The 19,928-nt window shown below is 55.7% G+C and carries 22 protein-coding genes and 1 tRNA gene; 8 read left to right on the forward strand and 15 right to left on the reverse strand.

Annotated elements, in window-relative coordinates:
* The coding region (locus JWS10_RS10600) for a helicase C-terminal domain-containing protein (protein WP_299507155.1) at nucleotides 1–564 on the forward strand (564 nt) is incomplete at its 5' end.
* A 37-nt stretch (nucleotides 565–601) separates the two neighbouring features.
* Nucleotides 602–1,489: a GIY-YIG nuclease family protein gene (locus JWS10_RS10605; protein ID WP_299507158.1), complete on the forward strand. Its 888-nt coding sequence runs from the start codon at nucleotides 602–604 to the stop codon at nucleotides 1,487–1,489.
* 49 nt (nucleotides 1,490–1,538) lie between these two features.
* On the opposite strand, the gene JWS10_RS10610 is transcribed toward JWS10_RS10605, so the two are convergent.
* The 6 genes from JWS10_RS10610 to JWS10_RS10635 all read right to left on the reverse strand — a co-directional run bounded on the left by JWS10_RS10610 (nucleotide 1,539) and on the right by JWS10_RS10635 (nucleotide 7,091).
* Nucleotides 1,539–1,988, reverse strand: a complete 450-nt coding sequence (locus JWS10_RS10610; RefSeq protein ID WP_299507161.1) for an H-NS histone family protein — start codon at nucleotides 1,986–1,988, stop codon at nucleotides 1,539–1,541.
* Nucleotides 1,989–1,993: 5 nt separating this feature from the next.
* A complete protein-coding gene (locus JWS10_RS10615) occupies nucleotides 1,994–3,277 on the reverse strand; it encodes an integrase arm-type DNA-binding domain-containing protein (protein ID WP_299507165.1) in 1,284 nt (427 codons plus the stop codon).
* A gap of 158 nt (nucleotides 3,278–3,435) precedes the next feature.
* Nucleotides 3,436–4,242, reverse strand: coding sequence for an ABC transporter permease (locus tag JWS10_RS10620; RefSeq protein WP_299507168.1), 807 nt, complete (start codon nucleotides 4,240–4,242; stop codon nucleotides 3,436–3,438).
* Nucleotides 4,239–5,186: an ABC transporter permease gene (locus JWS10_RS10625; RefSeq protein WP_299507171.1), complete on the reverse strand. Its 948-nt coding sequence runs from the start codon at nucleotides 5,184–5,186 to the stop codon at nucleotides 4,239–4,241. The genes JWS10_RS10620 and JWS10_RS10625 overlap by 4 nt, the downstream gene beginning before the upstream one ends.
* Before the next feature lie 133 nt (nucleotides 5,187–5,319).
* On the reverse strand, nucleotides 5,320–5,571 hold the full coding sequence (locus tag JWS10_RS10630) for a hypothetical protein (RefSeq protein ID WP_299507174.1): 252 nt from the start codon (nucleotides 5,569–5,571) through the stop codon (nucleotides 5,320–5,322).
* A 119-nt stretch (nucleotides 5,572–5,690) separates the two neighbouring features.
* Entirely contained in the window at nucleotides 5,691–7,091 is a 1,401-nt protein-coding gene (locus tag JWS10_RS10635) for a PLP-dependent aminotransferase family protein (protein ID WP_299507177.1), read from the reverse strand.
* An 89-nt stretch (nucleotides 7,092–7,180) separates the two neighbouring features.
* Between JWS10_RS10635 and JWS10_RS10640 the strand changes: the two genes are divergently transcribed.
* Nucleotides 7,181–7,393, forward strand: a complete 213-nt coding sequence (locus JWS10_RS10640) for a DUF1127 domain-containing protein (protein WP_299480413.1) — start codon at nucleotides 7,181–7,183, stop codon at nucleotides 7,391–7,393.
* 182 nt (nucleotides 7,394–7,575) lie between these two features.
* Here JWS10_RS10640 and rpsI read toward each other — a convergent pair whose 3' ends face one another.
* The 3 genes from rpsI to JWS10_RS10655 all read right to left on the reverse strand — a co-directional run bounded on the left by rpsI (nucleotide 7,576) and on the right by JWS10_RS10655 (nucleotide 9,591).
* On the reverse strand, nucleotides 7,576–8,061 hold the full coding sequence (gene rpsI, locus JWS10_RS10645; RefSeq protein ID WP_284323376.1) for a 30S ribosomal protein S9: 486 nt from the start codon (nucleotides 8,059–8,061) through the stop codon (nucleotides 7,576–7,578).
* A 2-nt stretch (nucleotides 8,062–8,063) separates the two neighbouring features.
* A complete protein-coding gene (rplM, locus tag JWS10_RS10650; RefSeq protein ID WP_299480421.1) occupies nucleotides 8,064–8,528 on the reverse strand; it encodes a 50S ribosomal protein L13 in 465 nt (154 codons plus the stop codon).
* Nucleotides 8,529–8,802: 274 nt separating this feature from the next.
* Complete coding sequence (locus JWS10_RS10655) at nucleotides 8,803–9,591, reverse strand: SseB family protein (RefSeq protein WP_299507180.1); 789 nt, start codon at nucleotides 9,589–9,591, stop codon at nucleotides 8,803–8,805.
* A 216-nt stretch (nucleotides 9,592–9,807) separates the two neighbouring features.
* On the opposite strand from JWS10_RS10655, the gene JWS10_RS10660 reads away from it, so the two are divergent.
* The 4 genes from JWS10_RS10660 (at nucleotide 9,808) to kdsA (ending at nucleotide 14,660) form a co-directional block, all read left to right on the forward strand.
* Nucleotides 9,808–11,043, forward strand: coding sequence for a Na+/H+ antiporter NhaA (locus tag JWS10_RS10660; RefSeq protein WP_299507183.1), 1,236 nt, complete (start codon nucleotides 9,808–9,810; stop codon nucleotides 11,041–11,043).
* Nucleotides 11,044–11,333: 290 nt separating this feature from the next.
* Nucleotides 11,334–11,987 (forward strand): ATP-binding cassette domain-containing protein, encoded by a 654-nt coding sequence (locus JWS10_RS10665; RefSeq protein ID WP_299480430.1) that lies wholly within the window; start codon nucleotides 11,334–11,336, stop codon nucleotides 11,985–11,987.
* Nucleotides 11,971–13,833 (forward strand): capsule biosynthesis protein, encoded by a 1,863-nt coding sequence (locus tag JWS10_RS10670; RefSeq protein WP_299507186.1) that lies wholly within the window; start codon nucleotides 11,971–11,973, stop codon nucleotides 13,831–13,833. Before JWS10_RS10665 ends, JWS10_RS10670 begins: the two co-directional genes overlap by 17 nt.
* On the forward strand, nucleotides 13,830–14,660 hold the full coding sequence (gene kdsA, locus JWS10_RS10675; RefSeq protein ID WP_299507188.1) for a 3-deoxy-8-phosphooctulonate synthase: 831 nt from the start codon (nucleotides 13,830–13,832) through the stop codon (nucleotides 14,658–14,660). Before JWS10_RS10670 ends, kdsA begins: the two co-directional genes overlap by 4 nt.
* 176 nt (nucleotides 14,661–14,836) lie before the next feature.
* Here the strand turns inward: kdsA and JWS10_RS10680 are convergent, their stop codons facing one another.
* On the reverse strand, nucleotides 14,837–16,015 hold the full coding sequence (locus tag JWS10_RS10680; protein WP_299507191.1) for an NAD(P)/FAD-dependent oxidoreductase: 1,179 nt from the start codon (nucleotides 16,013–16,015) through the stop codon (nucleotides 14,837–14,839).
* A gap of 102 nt (nucleotides 16,016–16,117) precedes the next feature.
* Here JWS10_RS10680 and JWS10_RS10685 point away from each other — a divergent pair.
* Nucleotides 16,118–16,192, forward strand: a tRNA-Gln gene (locus JWS10_RS10685).
* A gap of 173 nt (nucleotides 16,193–16,365) precedes the next feature.
* On the opposite strand, the gene JWS10_RS10690 is transcribed toward JWS10_RS10685, so the two are convergent.
* From JWS10_RS10690 to JWS10_RS10710, 5 genes are all read right to left on the reverse strand, one after another.
* Complete coding sequence (locus tag JWS10_RS10690; RefSeq protein WP_299507193.1) at nucleotides 16,366–16,938, reverse strand: excalibur calcium-binding domain-containing protein; 573 nt, start codon at nucleotides 16,936–16,938, stop codon at nucleotides 16,366–16,368.
* Between the two features lie 150 nt (nucleotides 16,939–17,088).
* Nucleotides 17,089–18,084, reverse strand: a complete 996-nt coding sequence (locus JWS10_RS10695; RefSeq protein WP_299507195.1) for a hypothetical protein — start codon at nucleotides 18,082–18,084, stop codon at nucleotides 17,089–17,091.
* A gap of 131 nt (nucleotides 18,085–18,215) precedes the next feature.
* On the reverse strand, nucleotides 18,216–18,389 hold the full coding sequence (locus JWS10_RS10700; RefSeq protein WP_299507197.1) for a hypothetical protein: 174 nt from the start codon (nucleotides 18,387–18,389) through the stop codon (nucleotides 18,216–18,218).
* Nucleotides 18,386–18,553 (reverse strand): hypothetical protein, encoded by a 168-nt coding sequence (locus tag JWS10_RS10705; protein WP_299507200.1) that lies wholly within the window; start codon nucleotides 18,551–18,553, stop codon nucleotides 18,386–18,388. Before JWS10_RS10705 ends, JWS10_RS10700 begins: the two co-directional genes overlap by 4 nt.
* Before the next feature lie 238 nt (nucleotides 18,554–18,791).
* Nucleotides 18,792–19,535, reverse strand: coding sequence for a hypothetical protein (locus JWS10_RS10710; protein ID WP_299507203.1), 744 nt, complete (start codon nucleotides 19,533–19,535; stop codon nucleotides 18,792–18,794).
* Nucleotides 19,536–19,928: the final 393 nt, after the last annotated feature.

Genomic DNA, 19,928 nt, shown 5'->3' on the forward strand with positions numbered 1-19,928 from the left:
AATAAGAACGAAGCTATTCCTTTTGAGTTAGCCTACTGTGTAACCGTTCATGCAGCACAAGGTGGACAGTGGAATCGAGTTGCTTTCATCCTTGACGCCGAAGTTGATCAACGGCTTTTCTACACCGCAACAACTAGGGCCGAGTTGGAAACGGTTATTTTCGATGAGAATAATCTGCTATCACAGTCGGATTTGTCTTTGCCCTATGGCCCGCAACCCGTCTCCAAAGCCATCGGCCAAGCAATCCCCGCCGTGATCCCAATCATGCCGCAGGTAGTGACGCCTGTAGCGCCTGTAGTGACGCCTGCAATCGCCCGTAAGCCACGCCATACTCCACCAATCCCGGTGTTGGGCGAAAATGATATTGCTGATTTCGTTGAACAGGCCAAAGATTTGTTTCAACGCTTTTCTGGCAAATCCATCGACCAAGCCCGGATCATTGAGTTTGCAACCTTGAAGCTAAGAATTAATCCATCAAGGTCATACTTTATTTTTAACAAAGCAGTCGAAGCGGGTGCGTTTGTGCCGCACGAATATTTGCCAGAATTTAACTTAGCCGCTTGATTGGTTAAAGAATTTGGACTTACGAAAGGATTTTGATATGTCGAATTTCATTTACATGTATTACAAAAATGACTCTGCTAAACCGATTTATATTGGCTTCACTACTTCACCCGCAAACCGGATGACGTCGCATTATGCACACACGCTTTGGTATGAAGATTGGGACGTCTGCACTATACAACGCACGGACAAAGGCGATAAGACTGCATTGGCAATCGAGTCTCATCTGATCAGGGGCATTCGGCCAATATATAATATTACGGAAAACCCTGACAACATTCATGTCCCGTCATTCATGGTGAAGGACGACCTCGACAGAAATCCGGCAAATTATAATTATAGGATCAATCAATACGATTTATCCGGCTGTTTGGTAAACGCTGAATGTGCAGTTGAATTGACCGATTGGGATTGTCTTTGTCAGAACTTAAATTCCGACATTCAATATGCAGCGACGATTGAACGATACGGTGTAGACAATCAAAACCCCGATATTCACCCTCACGATTATCTGATTAAGTGCCATCAAATTCTTGCTAACGATTATCTCACGCTTGATTGGACGCCAACAACTAAGGCTAAACAATCGAAAGTGGATAAGCACCTGAAACAATCACCCGTTGTTGATGAAAGCTATGCAGACGATTGGATTGAAAATCTATTCAAAGTTTCAATCGTTTTGGGTAGCAAAGTTTCGATCAAATTCATTCGATCAAATGCCGCCGTATTCGTAAAAGACTATTGCAAGAAACATGGCATCAAGAAAGCGGATTTCAATAAGCACATAGAAGTCACTGTGCGCAATTATGGAAAATCTGGAAAATATGCTGTTTCAATCACTATGGATGAAGCTGGATGCAAATGTATCGAAACGTCAGCTAATGCAAATTATACGCCAACTGCATGGCGGAAACTCGCAGCATGACAAACGAAAATGCCCCCGCCAAACAATTGGTAGGGGCATTTTTCAGTCGTTAAGCAGCTTTGTTGATACGCAGATCGGCTTCACTTCCGCCGTTTGCAATGTGATCGGCAAACCAAGCAGGACGCCTGCCCTTGCCCGAGTACGTTAGCGAAGGATTCTCCGGGTGACGAAACACTGGTTCACCCTTGGCTTTGGCAACCTTTGTTCCATCAGATTTAGTATAAGTCCGCTTGCCTTTGGGCTTATCATCGCTTGCCCCAAAGCCTGCAAACAGTTCTCCAATGGAGACTCCGGCTTCGCGAACCATCGCTTCAATGCGGCTTTTCACATCCTGTTTAAGCGCAATCGCCCGCTCTTTCCGAGTTTCCGCAACCAAATTTGACAGCGCGTCAAGTTCGGCAAGTGACAACTTCAAAAGTTGGTCTTTGGTAATGTCAACCATTTGCACTAATCCTTCGGGTTTGCGAATCGACTGAAACAGATATGGACGCATTTCCATGTTAGTCAATCCTTTCCATCATCTGATTTTGATGAATCTTCAAAAGTCTTTTCAGACCATGTATCGAAAGACTTTTGAAGTATCTCTTGATCGCCCGCAAATTCAATCCCGCAAACACTCGCATACGCTTTCATAACCGGGTTAATATTTTGGGCAAGCACCTTGGCCCTCGACTCCAAACCACCATAAGTTTTCGCTGCAATCGAGTTTGGTGCATGTCCAAGATACATGTCTTGTTGTTCAGTTTGAACATTCCCCTCGCGCAACTTATCAGTGACGCTATGCCGTAAGCTGTGAGTGGTTATCTTGGTATCGGGCGTTACAGTGCGGATAACTTTGCTGAGTTGGGCAGTTGCAGCGTTAACGGTTTGTTCAAAATAGTATTCAGACTCACGCTTGGGCAGGTCTATCAAAGTTGGGATGATACGCCGTGAACTTGCATTTTTGAGTGTCCGCTTATCGTTGCTTTCGATCCTCAAAAATCCGTTATCCAGAACATCGGCTGACTTGATCCCTACTATTTCACCTAACCTTGCGCCCGATAGCGTCAACAAATTCCAGATCGTTTGATAGTCGCCCTTAAGATTCGCCCGCACTGCTTTGATGGTTTCGATAGGCATTGGATCACGTCTGCCCATTTCGCTTTCAGCATCCTGCACGGATACCTTCAGGAATGGGTTTCGCATGTCGCTTTCTTTGTCGATAATGTACAATGAAAACATGGCCGACAACATTTTGAGGTTGGTTTTGACGGTTACGGGCTTCAGGGTTTTCAGCAGCTTATCGCGGTATTGAAGGCTCATATCTCGATTGAACACACCATCAACATTGGCTTTCACGATTGCTCGATACGGCTCAACATATTTCTGAATTTTCGAGTAAGGCACACTCTTTTGTTCGCAGTAGTAATCCACGATATTTTGCAACGTGACGACAGTTCGTGCCACGGCTTTTGCTTTCCTAGCTGGCATCCCGTTCGCGATGTTCTCGCGCATCTTTGCAGCCGCAGCCCGTGCCATTTTCAGTGCGTATGCGGCTTGCGTGTAAACGTCTGGATCACCGCAGCCACGCGCCAACACCATCACAGACCCGATAGAGTACTGCCGCTGTTTGGCTGGTAGGGGCGGATTAGTCACAAACACAAATGATGCAGCGCCACCATTGTTGCGTACCTGTAACGACAACCCTTGGCCGTCACCATGCCGACCATCCGGCAACTGGCCCTTCATAGCCTTTTCGACGTCTTTTGCTTTGAGTGCATGGAAGTTACGCCGCGTTGCAGCATTCATAAGAAAACCCCTCATCTGGAACCGTGGATGTTCCATGAAGTCTCTCGAAAAAGTTGTCAAATGAAATTAAAGGCTTGCTGGTCGTTTTCTATTTAATCAATTGATTTAACTCAATATTTTCTTTTCAAAACAGCCGAAAATAAGGCGACTTTGATCGTTTAGACAAATCCTCCAGTATCCTTACCGCCGGTTTTGGCGATGCCACGGCGGCGGAAATATTCTGCGGTTGCAAGCAAGGCGATGGACAGACAGACCAGAATCGTCCCCAAAGCCAGAATGACCGGCACGTTTTGCGGAAAGCGGAACTGGCCGAAAATATAGACCGGCAGGGTGTTTTCGTTGCCCGCCAAAAAGAACGCCATGATGAATTCGTCAAGGCTGATGGTGAAGGTGATCAGCAGGCTTGAGATTATCCCCGGCAAAACCAGCGGCAGGATCACCAGACGGAATGCCGACACCGGGCTTTCGCCCAAGTCATAGGCGGCCTCCTCCAGGGATTGATCTAACGACTGGAATGCCGTGGACAGAATTGCAATCGAGAACGGCGTGCAGACCAGAACGTGCCCTAATATCACCGTAAACAGGCTCAGCGGCATACCGATCCCCAGCAAAACCGTCAGCAGCGCCACTGCCAGAATGATGTCCGGCATAACCAACGGCAGCAGGATCAGCCCCATCAGCGGTGTCTTGAACGGGAACGCGTAGCGGCTAGATGCGCGCGAGGCGAAAATCCCCAGCAGGGTTGAGATCACAGCAGCACTACAGCCGATAATCAGCGAATTTGTCAGCGCCTTATGCAAGGCCGGATCTTCCCACAGCTTGCCAAACCACGACGTGGTGAAACCGTTCAGCGGGAAGGCAATCGTGGTGGCGTTGTTAAACGCAAAGATCGGCAGCAGCACAATCGGCGCGTAAAGGAAGATCAGGTAGAAGATCGTATAGCCGCGAAACCAGCCGCCCTTCATCGCTTATTCCCCCGCAAGAATCGTCGGTTCATAAACAAGAACAATAGGCTAACCGCCATCACCAGCGCCATTGAAGACACCGCAAGCGCCGACCCGAGCGGGTAATTGTCCAGTTTCTTGTAGTTAAGCTCCACCAGATTGGCGACCATCTTGCCCTCTGGCCCGCCCACCAAACTCGGCGTTACATAGTCGCCGATGGTCGGGATGAACACGATCAGCACCGAGGAAATCACCCCCGGCATCGCCAGTGGCAGCGTCACCCGCCAGAACGTCATAAACGGACTTTCGCCCAGATCACGGCCAGCCTCTAGGAAAGAGCGATCAATTTTCTCTAGCGAGACGAAAATCGGCAGAATCGCAAACGGCGCATAGGCGTGCGCCAGCGTGATCACCACCGAATTGACGTTATACAGCAGCCATGTAATCGGCTCTTGGATCAAGCCAATCTCTAGCAAAGCGAAGTTGATCGGCCCGCCGGTGCCCAAAATCACTTTCCACAAAAACACCCGGATCAAATAGCTGGTCCAAAACGGAATGGTTATCAAAAACAGCCACAGCGACTTCTTCGACGGGGCGACATAAAAGCTGACATAATACGCCACCGGAAAAGCCAGCAGCACCGTCACCGCCGTCACAATCATCGAGATCATTAGGGATCGGAACATCAGCGTCATCGCCAACGGGTCCGACCAAACGCCCTTGTAGGTCTGCGCCTCGGTCATCACACCGTTGACGTCTTTATAGGAATGACACTCTCCAAAGTAGTTACACAGTTGAAACTGCGGGATAATCTTCAGATAACCATCGGTCATAAAGCTGTAAGCGAAGATCATCGCCAGCGGCGCTGCCAGCAGCAAAATCGCATAAATCGCGGTAGGGCTGATCATTAGCAGCCCGTTGGCCGCCTCGGATCCTCTGAAGCGCACCTTTGGCTTGGAATGCATCCCGTCCCCCTGTTGCGCCTTGGCGGGCACTTTTCGCGTATTTTGATCAAATTAAGCGCAAGCCATGAGACCGCGCAAGCGTTAACTGATCATTGCCGTGCAGCGGGTTTGACGCAAGCGAAACAGGCGATTTTTAAATGCGTTCGATATGGATCGCCCGCTTTTTAAGCTCTGCATGGAGACAAGCCAGCACCTTTTGCGCACCGACGGCTGCTTGCAAAACATCCGCGATCACCTGATCGCCTGCGCCGTCCGACACCCGCCAGACCAAGCGTTGTTTGCCGCCATCATCATAGACAATCTCGGTCGATCCGGCGCGTGATTTGCGCATACCTAGAAAATCCGCACCACTGCCGGGCGCGTGAAATGTGGTTTGAAGTCCCATTGGCGGGCCTTTCTTTTATGTTTATCTGCTGCTCGGGCTTGAATTTGCGCTCTGAAGCGGCTTTCGGTCAATCACCGTAACAGAGATTGTGTGGCATCCGAGTCCGGAAAGTCACACAATTATACCGCCATATCGCTGGGCGGTCGTGGCAGCATATAGCCCATCGCAGCCAACCCCGCGTCGAGTTGTTGACGCGGGATACCGCCCGCGATTGCCAAGCGCACCGCGTTTGGCGCACGGCCATTGCTCATCGCATATTGATCGGCAGCGCGCAGCAACACGCCCTGTTCTTCCGCCATGCGAGTGAACGTATAGGCCCGCCAACCCTGCGGCAGCCGCAGCCAAGCGAAGGGAATGCCTTTCTGCCATGACAGATCAAACGCACCTAAACGGTTGATAACCATCTGTAAACGACAGGAAAACTCGGTTTCAACCGACGCGCGAATGGTATCCGCCGCACCTGAATTGAACAATTCCAGCGCAAAGCACGACAGTGGCTTTGATAGCGCAAAGAACGCATGTTGCGCCGCCAATCGTCCGGTCGGACCCATCCCGACCGGGCAAATCACATAGCCAAACCGCAGCGCCGCCGACACCGATTTCGACAAACTGCCCGCATACCAAACCCGTTCCGGTGCCAAAGCCCGCAGAGCCGGATCAGGGGCGCCGGAATAAAGATAACACTCATCCTCGATGATTTGCAGATCATAACGCCGTGCGATGGATACAATCTGCGATTGTCTCTCTGGGCCCATCCGCGCTGTCGTAGGGTTCTGCGCACTGGGGGTGAGACACAACACCTGCGCGCCATAGCGTTTACAGGCGGCCTCTAACGCATCCGGCCGGATACCCTCATCGTCGAGCTCAATCCCGATCACCTCAGCCCGCGCCGCTCGCGCTGCATAACGAAACCCCGGATAGGCCAAATCCTCGATCAAAACCACCGGACGGTCGCCGCGCAGGCAGCAATCAAGGATCAGACCGATGCCGCTTTGCCCGCCGTGCGTCAGCATCACATCGTCTTCGCTGATCGGCCCCAGCACACGGTTGGAAAGCCAATTCACCACCGCCTGCCGCAACGGCGCTTCGGCGTGTTGTGTTGTATAATCAAGCCATTGCGCGTCGATGCTCACGGACATTTTCCGCATGATAGTGCTAAAAATCTCGGTCTGCCCAACGTCGGGAAGTTGCGGTGAGCGCAGATCAACCCGACCCTCATCCACCCCCGGATCACGCTCCACAAACAACGGCTGCGTTGGCCCGAGCCTAGGCTTGCGCGCTGCCACGAAAGTGCCACGCCCCACCGTCGCCTCTAGCAAACCTTCCTGCGTCGCAATCTGATACGCCCGGCTGACCGTGCCCGGCGTCACCGACAGCCGATAGGCCAGATCGCGCACGGTGGGTAATTGTGTGCCTTGCGGCAGGATCGCGGTGCGGATCGCTTCTCGCAACGCTCGGGCTAGCGACAAATACTTCGGCCCTTCGTCACCAGCGAGATCTGGCATCCAGATTGTACTCATAACAATGTTCCTCTGGCGATTCGCCCAATGGCATTGTATCAATCATAGCAGGCAACTGCATCTTGTATCAATACAATCGGATGAAGCAAATGTCGTATAACCAAGCCCTCGCTCTGAATGCCCAAGCCTTGCCGCCAATTTCGCGCGTTGCAGTCTCGTTGGCGCTGACCGTCGCGGCATGGGAGCTGCGTTATCGCACCCGAAAGCAGTTGGCACAGATGCCGAAACACATGCTGCGCGACATTGGGCTTTCCGAAAGCCACGCCAACCTAGAGGCTGAAAAGCCGTTCTGGCGCGCCTGACCTTATTCTCCCTGTTCCCCAACCTCGGGTCGGTTCAAACCGGCCCGTTTTTTTATGCCCACCCTGCCCGTCGCGGTAAAACAAAACGCCCGCAGCTACATTGCTGGAAAAAGCCTCATCAACCCAAAACAAAAGGCCCGTGGAACACCACGGGCCTTTTGCATAATCCAAGACTGTAAAGCTTAACGCTTCGAGAACTGGAACGACTTACGGGCTTTCGCCTTGCCGTATTTCTTACGCTCAACCACACGGCTGTCGCGAGTCAGGAAGCCAGCGGCTTTCAACGCGCCACGCAGAGCGGGTTCATAAAGCTGCAAAGCTTTCGAAACGCCATGTTTAACAGCGCCAGCTTGGCCCGAAAGCCCACCGCCAGCAACCGTTGCCATCACGTCGAACTGGCCTTCAACGCCAGCCACGGTGAACGGCTGACGCAGGATCATTTGCAGCACGGGACGCGCGAAATAAACCGCCATCTCTTTGCCGTTCACGGTCACTTTGCCCGAGCCTGGTTTGATCCAGACGCGCGCAACTGCGTTTTTGCGCTTGCCGGTTGCATAAGCGCGGCCCAGCTTGTCACGCACAGCGACGCGCACGATAGCAGCGGGTGCTGCCGGAGCAGCAGCGCCAACTGCCGATTTCAGATCGTCGAGAGATTTGATTTCGGACATGATTACGCGCTCCGCGTGTTTTTCGGGTTCATGGCCGCGAGGTCCAGAACGGTGGGCTGTTGCGCCTCATGCGGATGCTCAGCCGACGCGTAAACGCGCAGGTTGGTCATCTGAACGCGGCCCAGACGGTTGCGGGTGATCATACGCTCTACAGCTTTGATCACGACGCGCTCGGGGTGAGCACCTTCCAAGACTTGCTTGGCGGTGCGCTGCTTGATGCCGCCCGGGTGGCCGGTGTGCCAGTAGTAGATTTTGTCGTTGCGCTTGTTACCGGTCATCTGAATTTTATCAGCGTTGATGACGATAACATTATCACCCATGTCCATATGGGGGGTGAAGGTCGGCTTGTTTTTGCCGCGCAGGATAGAAGCCACGATCGTCGCAAGACGGCCCAGAACGATGCCTTCGGCGTCGATCAGAACCCATTTCTTGTCAATGTCCGCAGGCGTAGCGGAGAAGGTTTTCATCTTGAACCCATAAGAGAGAGGGCGAGAGTCACCTCTCGCATTTCGGATGACGGCTTATCGCCCAGTTGCATTGCAGCGTCAAGCGCGTGATCGAACATAATAATGAGCATATACAACGGCTTGAAAAATGCGGTATTATAATACCCCAGTATGACTACAAACAATTTGACTAAAAATTGCTTTAGCATTGGCCCAAATATCCCACGGGGTTTGCCATTGGTATCGCCACTGGTTCAAGAGACCAATGGCATGGGGGGTGTGAAACCCCCAGCCTTCACCGCAAACGCGGCGGCTTGCCATCCATCCCCGGCGCTGCCCGCTCTGCCTGCGCCTCAACAACCAAGTCAGGCACCTCAAACACCACAGCTACCCGCGCCAATTCCACCACCGCCGCGTCAGCCGAGCCCAAAAATGTCACATCCAACTCCCCGGCCTCAAGCCCCGAGAACACCAGCGCCTCGCCCAGTGCCCGCGCCAAAGCCTGCTCCGCTCCCGGCTGCGCATCAATCACCGCGAGCATATGCCCGAGCCGCCCGTCACTGTAACGCACTCCCGCCAGCAAAGCCGCCCGCGCCAGCCCTGCCGCCCCGCTCAAGGTAAAGGTTAGCGCATCGCTTAACGCCTCGGGCAGACCCTTGGGCGCATAAAATTGCGCAGGCGTTGCCTCAATTTCGGCAGGCACCGCATCGAGCATCTCACACAGCCAGCGCAACGCTTCCGGCGGCAGCAGGGTTTCCGACGCCGCCCCCGAGCCGAAGTTTAACCCTAAAGACAGCCCCTGCCCCAACATCTGCTGCGCAATCAGCCGCCCCGGCAAAGCCGCGTAGGGCAGCCCCGCGCCAGTCGCCCCGTCGCCCATCACCGCCAAACGCTCCTCGGAATCGTAGGCCAGCAATACCGGGCCATCGGGCAGATCGAACACCCGAGGGTCCACCCGCTCACCTTCAGCCTCACGCTCCAACAGCAGGAACAACGTCGCATCCGCCAGCAGCCGATAAAACCGCAGGCCCGCAGCTTCATCCCCCGCCTGCATGGCCGCGTAAGCCTGATCCAGATCGCTCATCGCATCCTCCGATTTTGGCGGCGTTGTCCCAGCCAACCTGCTGCATATTCGATCATAACGCCTGCCCGCAACCATCCTGCGACAACAATCCCGGCCCAAAACCAACCTGCGCCGCAACTATCCTGCCACAGTCGGCAAGTTCTGCCAAACGTCCGTTGTGAGCGACCGACCTGCAAGATATTGAGACCGCAACACCTCCCCGTCCCGGATATCGTTATGTATCGTGTCTCGCCGTTTGTGCGCCATTTCGCGCTTGCTTTGTGTCTCGGCATTCTGGCTGCGACGTTGTGGGTCAATCTAAACCCTTCAGGCTATTACGATTTTATCGAATGGCGGCTGGCTGATCTGCATGCGCCTTCTTTCCTGCCCGAAGCCTTGACGCAATGGGGCGTGCAAAGCCCGGCGCTGACGCCTGCTTCCATCACTTCGCACGGCTTGATGGCGCTATTCATGTTCTTTGTCGGCAAGGAATTGTGGGAGGCGCTGATCCTGGAGCGTGGCGCGCTGTCCGGGCCGCAATCCTTGGTGCCACTCGGCGGCGTGATCGGGGCGACTTTGGGGGCCGCATTGGTGTGGATCACTGTCGGCGCGCTGATAGAGACTGCCGAGGAAGCGAGCTTCGCCGTAGGCTGGCAAGTGCCGCTCGGCTCAGACGTTGTGCTGGGTTACGTTCTGGGTCGCCGGGTGTTTGGCGCGGGCCATCCTGCGCTGCATGTGCTGCTGCTTGTCACCATTGCCTGCGATTTTCTTGGGCTGCTGGTGTTGGGCCTGTCCTACCCCAGCGGCGGATTGTTCCGGCTTGGCTGGCTTGCGCTGCCGCTGATCGCCAGCGTCGGGGTTTGGGCGTTCTACGGTCGCCGCCAGCGCCTGAACGCGTCTGAGGCTGCCCGGCGTCGTGGGCTGATGCTGTGGCCGTACATCGTTGCCGGAGCGATCTCTTACATCGGTATCGCCGCCGCTGGCCTGCCGCCCGCACTGGGCCTGCTGCCAGTAATCCCCGCCATCCCGCACGCCGATCGCTCTTTCGGGTTCTTTGCCGAGGCGGAGAATTTTCTGCATGACCCGCTGAACCGTCTCGCACATCTTCTGGCCCGCCCATTGGCGCTGGTGCTGTTCTTGTTCGGTCTGACCCAAGGCGGCATCGACCTGTTAGCCTTTGCCCCCACCACCCTGACACTTCTGGCGGCTTTCTGGATCGGCAAACCCATGGGTTTCCTGTTGGGTTGCGGGCTTGCGGCAAAAATCACCGGATTGCAGCTGCCAAAAGGCGTCCACCCGCGCGATCTGGTGCTGATTGCCCTGCTGCTCGGCGTGGGCTTCACCGTTCCGGTGCTGGCTCTGGACACAGCCCTGCCCGGTGGCGGCATGGCCGAAGCCGCCCGCCTTGGCCTCGCTTTATCGCTTCTGGCCGGAGCTTGCGCGCTTAGCCTCGGCCGCGTGACCGGTCGCTAAACTTTCACAGAATCGCAGCCAACCACCACATCGCGCCGCAAACGCCACGCCCCATCACAAGCCTGTGAAATAACCTTAAAACCGCGTCCACCCCCGCCATACCGCAGCATTGTCGCCGGATACGACATAATGATGCCCCAAATCTTGTTTAGGCTTCGATTTGGGCCTTGTAGGCGGCGCGAACCGGGCGCTAACACTCCGCGGTAAAGTCGGACATGGGTGCCAGCTTGGCTCTGACAACCGGCTGTTAATGTAGTGCATAGCAGGAGGCAGACCCGACCGGGGCAGCCATGATCGCGTTTGAAAATGTCAGCAAGTCCTTCTGGACAGGTAAGTCGCGCAAGGTGATCCTTGACCGCGCCTCGTTTAGTGTTGAAGTCGGCAATTCCCTGGGCATCCTCGCCAAAAACGGCACCGGCAAGACCACCATCATCAACATGATGGCGGGGCTTGAAAAACCGGATGAGGGTAAGGTTCTGCGCACTTCGCGGATATCGTTTCCGCTGGGGTTTATGGGCGGTATTCTTGGCAAACACACCGCCACCGAAAACGCCCGCTTCATCGCGCGGCTATACGGCCTTGATCCCGATTATGTCGAAAGCTTTTGCCGCTGGCTTGCGGGCATCAACGAATATTTCGACATGCCAGTCGGCACCTATTCTTCGGGTATGAAATCGCGGTTTTCCTTTGCGCTTATGCTGGCGTTGGAGTTTGATATCTACTTGATCGACGAAGGCATGCCGGCGTCCACCGATGTTGATTTCAACCGCAAAGCCGGCCAAGTGCTGCGACAACGGTTAAAAAATGCCACCGTGGTGGTGGTGTCACACCAAGCTGCCACGCTAGAGAAATTCTGCCGCTCGGCCGCGGTGTTGCGTAATGGTCAGTTGTATATGTTTGAAACTCTGGAAGAGGCGAAGCGGCTTTATGACTATCAAACTTAAGGTTCAACGGTTCCGCACCCGCCGCCCCGATCTGATCGCGGCCCCCACTCCGCTACCGGGCGCCAGCGCTGGCACGATCACTGGCACCAGCAATGGCAGCGGCACGATCATGCGCGCGTCAGCCGACCCAAGCACTGGCCCCTCAACGCGCCCGAGTCCCGGCCCGAATGCAGGAATTGGCCCGAATGCAGGAATTGGCCCGAACGCGGGAATTGGCCCGATCACCGGTGCCACTGCGACCAATAGCGCCGCCAAAACTGCGAAGCCGAACGGACAACCAGTTATCGGTGACGACGCTTTCTTCCCGACCGAGGATGATGACGGCTTTGCCGGCATGACATTCCCCACCGCCCAGACCGCAATTCCGACCGAAACCCCAATCCAAGACGCACCTGCGCATATAGATGCCATCCGGCAAGAAGGGCTGACGGGCCGCCAATTGCGCATGGCGCGTCGTTTGGCGCAAAAGCATGGCCTGCCCGCGACCTCGGATTTTGACGCGGTGCGCTTGCTGCGCAATGCCGGAATTGACCCATTTCAAGCCAATGCGGTGCTGGAACTGGTCTCGTCTGCGGGCGGCCCGCCGCTGGTGCCGGGTTCGCGGGCGCTGGCGCTTACGCCGGGCGGCGATGGTGTGCAACTGCCGCAAACCGTCAAGCCAATTCAACTGCCGTCCAGCGAAGATCAACTGGAACGGGCGCATCTTGCCGAAGTCAGCAACATCCAGCGCGACATCGTGGCGCGCAGGCGGAAGAAATCCATTCTGCTCGCCGCCCGCTTGTTCATTTTCGTGGGCCTGCCGACGCTGCTGGCTGGACTTTATTATTACACCATCGCCACGCCGATGTACTCCTCGCACAGCGAGTTCGTCATCCAGCAGAATGATGCCGCACCATCCGGTCTCAGCTCGCTGATGAAGGGCTCGGCAATGGCCACTTCGCAAGACTCGATCACGGTGCAAGGCTATCTGCAAAGCCAAGACGCAATGATACGGCTGGATGAAGATATCGGCTTTCGGAAAGAGTTTTCGGCAGCACATCTTGATCCGTTGCAGCGGCTTGATGCGGATGCCTCGCAATCCGCCGTCTACAAAGCCTACAAGAAGTTCGTGAAAATCTCTTATGATCCCACGGAAGGCGTGATCAAAATGGAGGTGATCACACCCGAGCCCGAAATGGCGGTGAAATATTCCAAGGCACTGATCGGCTATGCCGAAGAGCGTGCAGACCAGCTGACCTCGCAAGTGCGCGGCGATCAGATGAAAGGCGCGCACGAAAGCTACGACGACGCCGAAGCCAAACTGGCCGCTGCCAACGAGCGCGTGGTCAATCTACAAGAGAAAAACAAAGTGCTCTCGTCTGAGGTTGAGGTCAGCTTGATCACCACCCAAATCGGCCAGCTCGACACCCAGCTGACCACTGAAAAACTGTCGCTGGCGCAAATGGAAGCCAATGAAAACCCAAATCAGGCCAGGATGGAGCCGGTAAAGCGCCGCATCGCCACGCTGAACGACCAGATCTCCCAATTACGTCGCAAACTGACCGAGGATGATGCCAATGGGCTGTCGCTCGCCCGGGTGCAGTCCGAATTGCTGGTGGCTCAGGCTGATGTCGCGATGCGGCAGTTGTTGCTGTCGCAATCGGTGCAAGCGATGGAGCTTTCGCGCAACGAAGCCAATCGCCAAACTCGCTACCTGTCGGTATCGGTCAATCCTGTGGTCGCCGATGAAGCCGCCTATCCACGCGCCTTTGAAAGCACTTTGGTGGTTATGATGATCTTGCTTGGCATCTATCTGATGATCTCGATGACCATTGCGATCTTGTACGAGCAGGTAACCTCGGGATGAAGCAGGTCGCCATCGGGGATTTGTGCGTTGGCAATGATCGGCCTTTGTTGGTCATTGCCGGGCCATGCCAGTTGGAAAGCCTAGACCACGCTCAGATGATTGCGGGCGTCATGTCTCAGGCTTGTGCCGCGGTGGGTGCGCAATATGTCTTCAAAGCGAGCTACGATAAAGCCAACCGCACTTCGCTTGGCGGCAAGCGTGGCATGGGCATGGCTGCCGGGCTGAAAGTGCTGGAGGCGATACGCGCCAGTGGCATTCCAGTGCTGACCGACATCCATGACATCGAACAAGCCCGTGAGGCGGCGCATGTGGTCGATGTGATCCAAATCCCAGCTTTCCTTTGCCGTCAAACCGATCTGTTGCTGGCGGCGGGCGGCACCGGCGCAGTGGTCAACATCAAAAAAGGCCAGTTTCTCGCGCCTTGGGATATGGCCAATGTCGCAGAGAAGGTTGCCTCGACCGGCAATGAGCGGATTTTATTGACCGAGCGCGGTGCCAGCTTTGGCTACAACACCCTTGTCACCGATATGCGCAGCCTGCCTATTTTGGCGCGCACCGGCTATCCGGTGATAATGGACGCGACCCATGCAGTGCAACAACCCGGCGGTATGGGCGGCTCCAGCGGTGGTCAGCGCGAGTTCGCGCCAGTGATGGCTCGCGCGGCCGTTTCATTGGGCATCGCGGGCGTGTTTATTGAGACGCACGAGGCCCCCGATACAGCACCCTCGGATGGGCCAAACATGATACCGCTCGATCAGATGGCGGCGCTGATAGCCAGTCTGATGGCGTTTGATCGCTTGGCCAAGGCTGATCCGCTACACGTTTGAGACGGTGTTTTGATGTGCAAAAGCAGCGGGTGCCAGCCCCCGCGCCCCCGGGATATCTGAGCACAGGGGATGACAATTTTAGATGGATTTTAGGCAAAGTGTTAAAAGAGTGTGAACGATGCCCCGTTAACCCACTGATATTAAACAGGCGCATGATTGTCCACGCATGGACAGCCTCAGGCCACCTGCCCCGCAGCCCATCCCGAAGACCAAGCCCACTGGAAGTTATAACCACCCAGCCAGCCCGTCACATCGACCACTTCGCCGACAAAAAACAACCCCGGCACCGACCGCGCCATCATCGTGCGGCCATCTAAAGCGTCAGTATCAACCCCGCCCAAAGTCACCTCTGCCGTCCGATAACCCTCAGAACCGACAGGCCGCAGCCGCCAATCTTTGACCAACACCGCGACCCGCTCCAACTCGCCCCGCCCCAGTTCCGCCAGCGGTGCCGTGATGCCCAAGCTAGCCTCGATATGCCGCGCCAGTTTCTCGGGCACGATCCGCCCCAGCGCCGTCCTAAGCGCCACTTTGCCGCTGTCCCGCTTGGCCTGCGCGAGTTCCGCCACCACATCCCGCCCCGGTGCCAGATCGAGCCGCACCTCGTCACCCTCGCGCCAATAGCTTGAAGCCTGCAACACCGCAGGTCCAGAAAGCCCGCGATGCGTGAACAACAATGCCTCAGCAAACCCGACCTTACCCGCCGAAACCCGCCCCTGCACGGCAACCCCAGCCAGCGGCACCATCCATTCCAACTCTTGCGCCGCAAAGGTCAGCGGCACCAATCCAGGCCGCGTTTCCAGCAACGGCAGCCCGAAGCTTTCCGCGACCTGATAGCCAAACCCGCTCGCCCCCATCTTCGGGATCGACTTACCGCCAGTAGCCACCACCACCGAAGCCGCCCGCACCATCCCCCGCGCGGTATCAACCTCAAACCCCGCACCGCTACGCCGCACGGCCGTCACGCCACAGCCGAGCCACAACGCCACCCCAGCCCGCCCCATATCACCCAGCAGCATGTCGACCACCTGCTTCGCCGAGCCGTCACAGAACAGCTGCCCCAGCGTCTTTTCATGCCAAGCGATCCCCGCGCCATCCATCCGCGCGATAAAATCCCATTGAGTGAACCGCTTCAAAGCCGACAAAGCAAACCGTGGGTTCTTTGAGATAAACCGATCCGCCGCGATGCCGAGATTGGTAAAATTACACCGCCCGCCGCCCGAGATTCTGATCTTCTCGCCCGCAGCCTTGGCGTGATCAATAACCAACACCCGCCGCCCACGCCGCCCGGCCTCAATGGCCGCAAACATCCCCGCAGCACCGGCCCCTAAAACGATCACATCAACCTGTTCCATCCCCCCTCATACGCCGCCAGACCCGCGCGTGACAACCACATGAAGATTTTCGCGAAAACCCCCTTGCACCCCCCGGGTGGCTTCGCTAATAACCGCCGCAGTTGGGGCGTCGCCAAGCGGTAAGGCATCGGTTTTTGGTACCGACATACGGAGGTTCGATCCCTCCCGCCCCAGCCAACTCATTTTATTGTGTAAAATCAAGTGCTTAGCGGACCCTCGGTGGGCCGATGTGTTACAGTCTGGTGTGTGTAACATGCGGGCCTTTCTTCATCATCGTGAACACATGAAAAAAGCCGCCACGGCGCGAACCGGGCGGCTTTAATCGTGGGTGTGATCGAGGCTAGAAGTTGTCAGCAGCCATCATAGTTCTTGTTCCCGCTTGAAGTAATTGTGTAGGTGCCGCCTCTCGGGCCTGTGTGGCAGACGCCAGATGAGCGGCGTGTCGAATAGCTGCGATATGCAGTTGCCTTGACCCTGTGGCTTTTGGCGACGCGCGCGACCGTAGTTCCCCACTCACACGCAAGACCGTCGCCGTCGCCATCAAGGTTTGAGGGGTCAGAAAGAGGGCCGCCAAGGGCAAGGAAGTAACGCTGTGCCTGCGCCGAACTGCCAAAGTCCGAACAGGATTTGCCACCACCCGCGACAGTGCTGCCCGCTGCGCCTGTGCGAGAGTAGAGTTTGCGGCCGAGCGCGCTTGCTGTGCGTTGTCCGAGATATGCAGAACCGCTGGCAGTCTGACCGCGCGCACCCAACTCGGCTTCAACAAAGGCGAGTTGTTGTGGTGACTGCGAACTTGCTTGCGCCGCCCAAAGCGAACTGGTGCTCATAGAGGTGTAGTAGGCCGGGTCTTGTGTTGCGGTCGGTGTCGCACCGCAGGCGGCAAGCCCAAGAAAAATGGAAGCTGTGAAAAGCAGACGGCGCATAAATGATTCCTCCAAAGGTTAATGCACCGTAGCGCCTGAATCCTCTGTCTGTCCACGGCGCTGCGAAAAGTATAAAGCCCGCCGGGTCTGTGAACCCGGCGGCTTTAATCGTGGGTGTGATTAGGGTCGAGTGCGTCGTGCGCGCGCTTGTCATTTCAGCAAGGTTACGATGACTAGAATGACCAGCGCTGCCAGCGTCCATCCACCGCGTGCGTTCAAGCGCTTGAGCTGGGCATACGTTTCGGCGACATACGCAAGAGTATTAATCGTCGCGGTTTTTTCCGACTGATCTTTCTCAATGTCAGACTCATCTTCCTGTTCGTCCATTTCGTTAGTGTCAGTCGGCTCAGGCAGAAGTTTGCCACAGAACGAAGCACGAATGCTATCCAACCGCGCACGGGTCTGCACCCAGTCTTTTTTCTTGAGCATGCCGTATTCGTGAGACATCCACCAATCCGATAATGATGCGTCCACCTCGCTCTCGAACAGCTCTGCCACGATGCCAAGATGCACTGCTTCAATGTTCTGCGCACCGTCGCGGATAGCATGGAAAATTTCGTCGAATTGTTCCTCGTCAATGTAAAGTTCGGCGTTCAAGGTTTCAGGCTTTTCAGTAGGCTCATGCTTGCCGTCGTCAACCCAAAGCTTGCCCGGTTCGCCCTCCATCAAGCCGCGAGCTGGCACATCACGCGACGACATGCCAGAAAAACTGATACCGTCCGACGTGGTTGCCTTGTGTTTCCCGCCGACTTTGCCGCGTGGAAGTGATTCGATTCTGATGTTATCAAACGACGTAAAGTGCGCGACAGCACCTTCTTCCAAGTTAAAGACGGTAATCTTGTCGTCAAACGTTCCAGAGCCGGTAATTATTCGCCTTCGAGCATAGCCCTCGTTGCGGTCCTTAGCCGAGTCTCCAGAAACAAGATTGCCGTCGTCGTCAACGGTCAGGTCACCAGTCCAGTGGTTGTTAGCCCACTCGATACTTTCGACTGCCCGAACGTTGTGCATCACAACGCTGACTCGGTTCGGAACCCGCGTTAGCATAAATGGCCGATCCGAAAGACGCCTTTCCTCGTGAATTGTGTAGTCGTTGACCAGCATCCAGCCTGCCGTGTCACCAAACATTCCAGAAAACACTTTTGCCAAATCAGTTTACCCCAAGGTTATCCGCCGACAGGTTAGCCTGCATAGGACGCTTCGTCACCCCGGTTGGCGACACGGTGGTTCGGTTTTCACTGTGTAAGCATCACGAGGTTCACGCTGGTCCGCAGGCGCGGTCAGGTCCGTGGCATCGGACCCAACTTCACCGTCATCATAGCGTTGTCGATCAGGGTGCGGCGGTGGCGGTCAAACACCTTCTTGTCGTCTGGCGTCTTCACCGCGTCCAGCAAGCCACTCTTGGCGAGTTCGGCGTCTAGCTGCACAGCGATGGTCTGGCGAAGCGTGGTCATGCTTCCACTGCCTCTGCTTGGATCGAGTCCGGCCAGATACCGCCATCTTCGCCTAACGTGGTGACGATCTGATTTTCAAACTCAGGGTGGTCTTTGTCGAGGCTTGCGATTTTTGCGACAAGGGCGTGGAAAAGCGCAGACCGGACGAACAACTGTTCGGGCATTTTTGGTATCCTTGATTGATGATTTGGGTCGCTGGGGGCGGCAAGATGACTGAACTGCCGCCCCCGGCTTTGGCACCGGAGAATGTCGAACGCGCCTTACTTCGTTCGCCACAGAATCAACCTAGTTCGCCCGAATCAACTCTGCAACCCACTATTTGATATTTTTGTCAAGTTAATATGTAATCCGGTAATAACATTTTTACAGGTCTTAGATCACCGGCATTCGGCTTGAGCTGTCTTAGATTGGCCTTCCAAGCGCGGCCATAGCACTCAGGTATTTCGACAGAAACGGCTCGCTCAGTTCCAGTGGACCAGCGAGGCCAGATTTTCTTGCGAGGTTCGTCATGCTCTCGATCGTTGCTTCGTGTGTGGCGAAGTCCGCATTGATTTCCGGGATGGGTGCGGGTGCTGCGATTGCCACCGCAGCTTGCAGCACGTCACAAAGCGCCAGAGTCAGTTCCTCGTTTGTGTAGGCGTCAGGCTGCGCGTCTGCGAGAAGTGGTTGCGCCACAGCATCTTTCGCGCGTTGGCGATACAGGCGTGCCGAGATGGCGTTCTGTTCGCGCTTGTGCGCAGCTTTTTCCTCGGTGGTCATGCCGGACAGATCAGCGTTCGCGGTGGCACGATTTTTGCGCCGCGATGTATTGTAGATTTCCCTGCCTTCGGGCGTTTTGCGATAAGCATCAAGGCGGTCTTGCTTGCGGCCTTCGTCGGTCATGCCGCGCGCCATCTCTTTGCTGAAAGCCGCCTGTGCTTTGACCAGATCGCGTTCGTAGACGCCGAGTTGCTGGCGCTGGCGTGGCGTCAGGTTGGGCAGCGCCCGCATGGCGTCACACTTCGCCTCGGCGGTGCGCACCTTCTGATGGGCTTTGTCATACCGTGTCAGCACCACCTCGCGGATCATCACCGCCGGGGGATATTCCTCGTCAACTTCATCGTGATCGAACGAGAAAGCCTTGTTTGTTTGGGTAAGTTGGGTCATATTGATCTCACACACTGTTTTAGGCCGGGTTGCGTCGCAAGCGCTCCCGGCCATCTTCATTTCGGGCCTCTGGTTGTGACATGCAAGGGGGTGCTGAAAAGAAAGCCGTCATGCTTTTGCCCGGCGTTTTTCCAACCGGGAACTGTGCCGACATCATGCTTTTGCCCGGTCTTTTCCAGCCGGGATGGTCAGCGCCAGCGTCATGCTTTTGCACGTCTTAAGAGATATTAAGTAAGAAAGCATATTATAGTTATTCTTTACTTTCTTGGTTTTCTATAACTTCGGGCAAAAGCATGACGGTGACAGGTTGAACCCTTCCGGCTGGCGAGAAACCCTTCCGGCTGGAAAGAACACCTCTCGGTCCCGTAGGGGTCAGGCATCCCCGGCTGGCAG

It is taken from the genome of Cypionkella sp., assembly GCF_028290025.1.
GTDB lineage: Bacteria > Pseudomonadota > Alphaproteobacteria > Rhodobacterales > Rhodobacteraceae > Cypionkella.

Bases quoted from the DNA above. Each gene is read 5' to 3' on its own strand.
- JWS10_RS10670 (WP_299507186.1), top strand. From the start codon at position 11,971: ATGACTATCAAACTTAAGGTTCAACGGTTCCGCACCCGCCGCCCCGAT.
- JWS10_RS10640 (WP_299480413.1), top strand. From the start codon at position 7,181: ATGTCGTATAACCAAGCCCTCGCTCTGAATGCCCAAGCCTTGCCGCCA.
- JWS10_RS10700 (WP_299507197.1), bottom strand. From the start codon at position 18,389: ATGACCACGCTTCGCCAGACCATCGCTGTGCAGCTAGACGCCGAACTC.
- rpsI (WP_284323376.1), bottom strand. From the start codon at position 8,061: ATGTCCGAAATCAAATCTCTCGACGATCTGAAATCGGCAGTTGGCGCT.
- JWS10_RS10605 (WP_299507158.1), top strand. From the start codon at position 602: ATGTCGAATTTCATTTACATGTATTACAAAAATGACTCTGCTAAACCG.
- JWS10_RS10635 (WP_299507177.1), bottom strand. From the start codon at position 7,091: ATGAGTACAATCTGGATGCCAGATCTCGCTGGTGACGAAGGGCCGAAG.
- JWS10_RS10625 (WP_299507171.1), bottom strand. From the start codon at position 5,186: ATGCATTCCAAGCCAAAGGTGCGCTTCAGAGGATCCGAGGCGGCCAAC.
- JWS10_RS10705 (WP_299507200.1), bottom strand. From the start codon at position 18,553: ATGCCCGAACAGTTGTTCGTCCGGTCTGCGCTTTTCCACGCCCTTGTC.
- JWS10_RS10710 (WP_299507203.1), bottom strand. From the start codon at position 19,535: ATGACCCAACTTACCCAAACAAACAAGGCTTTCTCGTTCGATCACGAT.
- JWS10_RS10690 (WP_299507193.1), bottom strand. From the start codon at position 16,938: ATGCGCCGTCTGCTTTTCACAGCTTCCATTTTTCTTGGGCTTGCCGCC.
- JWS10_RS10620 (WP_299507168.1), bottom strand. From the start codon at position 4,242: ATGAAGGGCGGCTGGTTTCGCGGCTATACGATCTTCTACCTGATCTTC.
- JWS10_RS10615 (WP_299507165.1), bottom strand. From the start codon at position 3,277: ATGAATGCTGCAACGCGGCGTAACTTCCATGCACTCAAAGCAAAAGAC.
- JWS10_RS10660 (WP_299507183.1), top strand. From the start codon at position 9,808: ATGTATCGTGTCTCGCCGTTTGTGCGCCATTTCGCGCTTGCTTTGTGT.
- JWS10_RS10630 (WP_299507174.1), bottom strand. From the start codon at position 5,571: ATGGGACTTCAAACCACATTTCACGCGCCCGGCAGTGGTGCGGATTTT.
- kdsA (WP_299507188.1), top strand. From the start codon at position 13,830: ATGAAGCAGGTCGCCATCGGGGATTTGTGCGTTGGCAATGATCGGCCT.
- JWS10_RS10655 (WP_299507180.1), bottom strand. From the start codon at position 9,591: ATGAGCGATCTGGATCAGGCTTACGCGGCCATGCAGGCGGGGGATGAA.
- JWS10_RS10680 (WP_299507191.1), bottom strand. From the start codon at position 16,015: ATGGAACAGGTTGATGTGATCGTTTTAGGGGCCGGTGCTGCGGGGATG.
- JWS10_RS10665 (WP_299480430.1), top strand. From the start codon at position 11,334: ATGATCGCGTTTGAAAATGTCAGCAAGTCCTTCTGGACAGGTAAGTCG.
- JWS10_RS10610 (WP_299507161.1), bottom strand. From the start codon at position 1,988: ATGGAAATGCGTCCATATCTGTTTCAGTCGATTCGCAAACCCGAAGGA.
- rplM (WP_299480421.1), bottom strand. From the start codon at position 8,528: ATGAAAACCTTCTCCGCTACGCCTGCGGACATTGACAAGAAATGGGTT.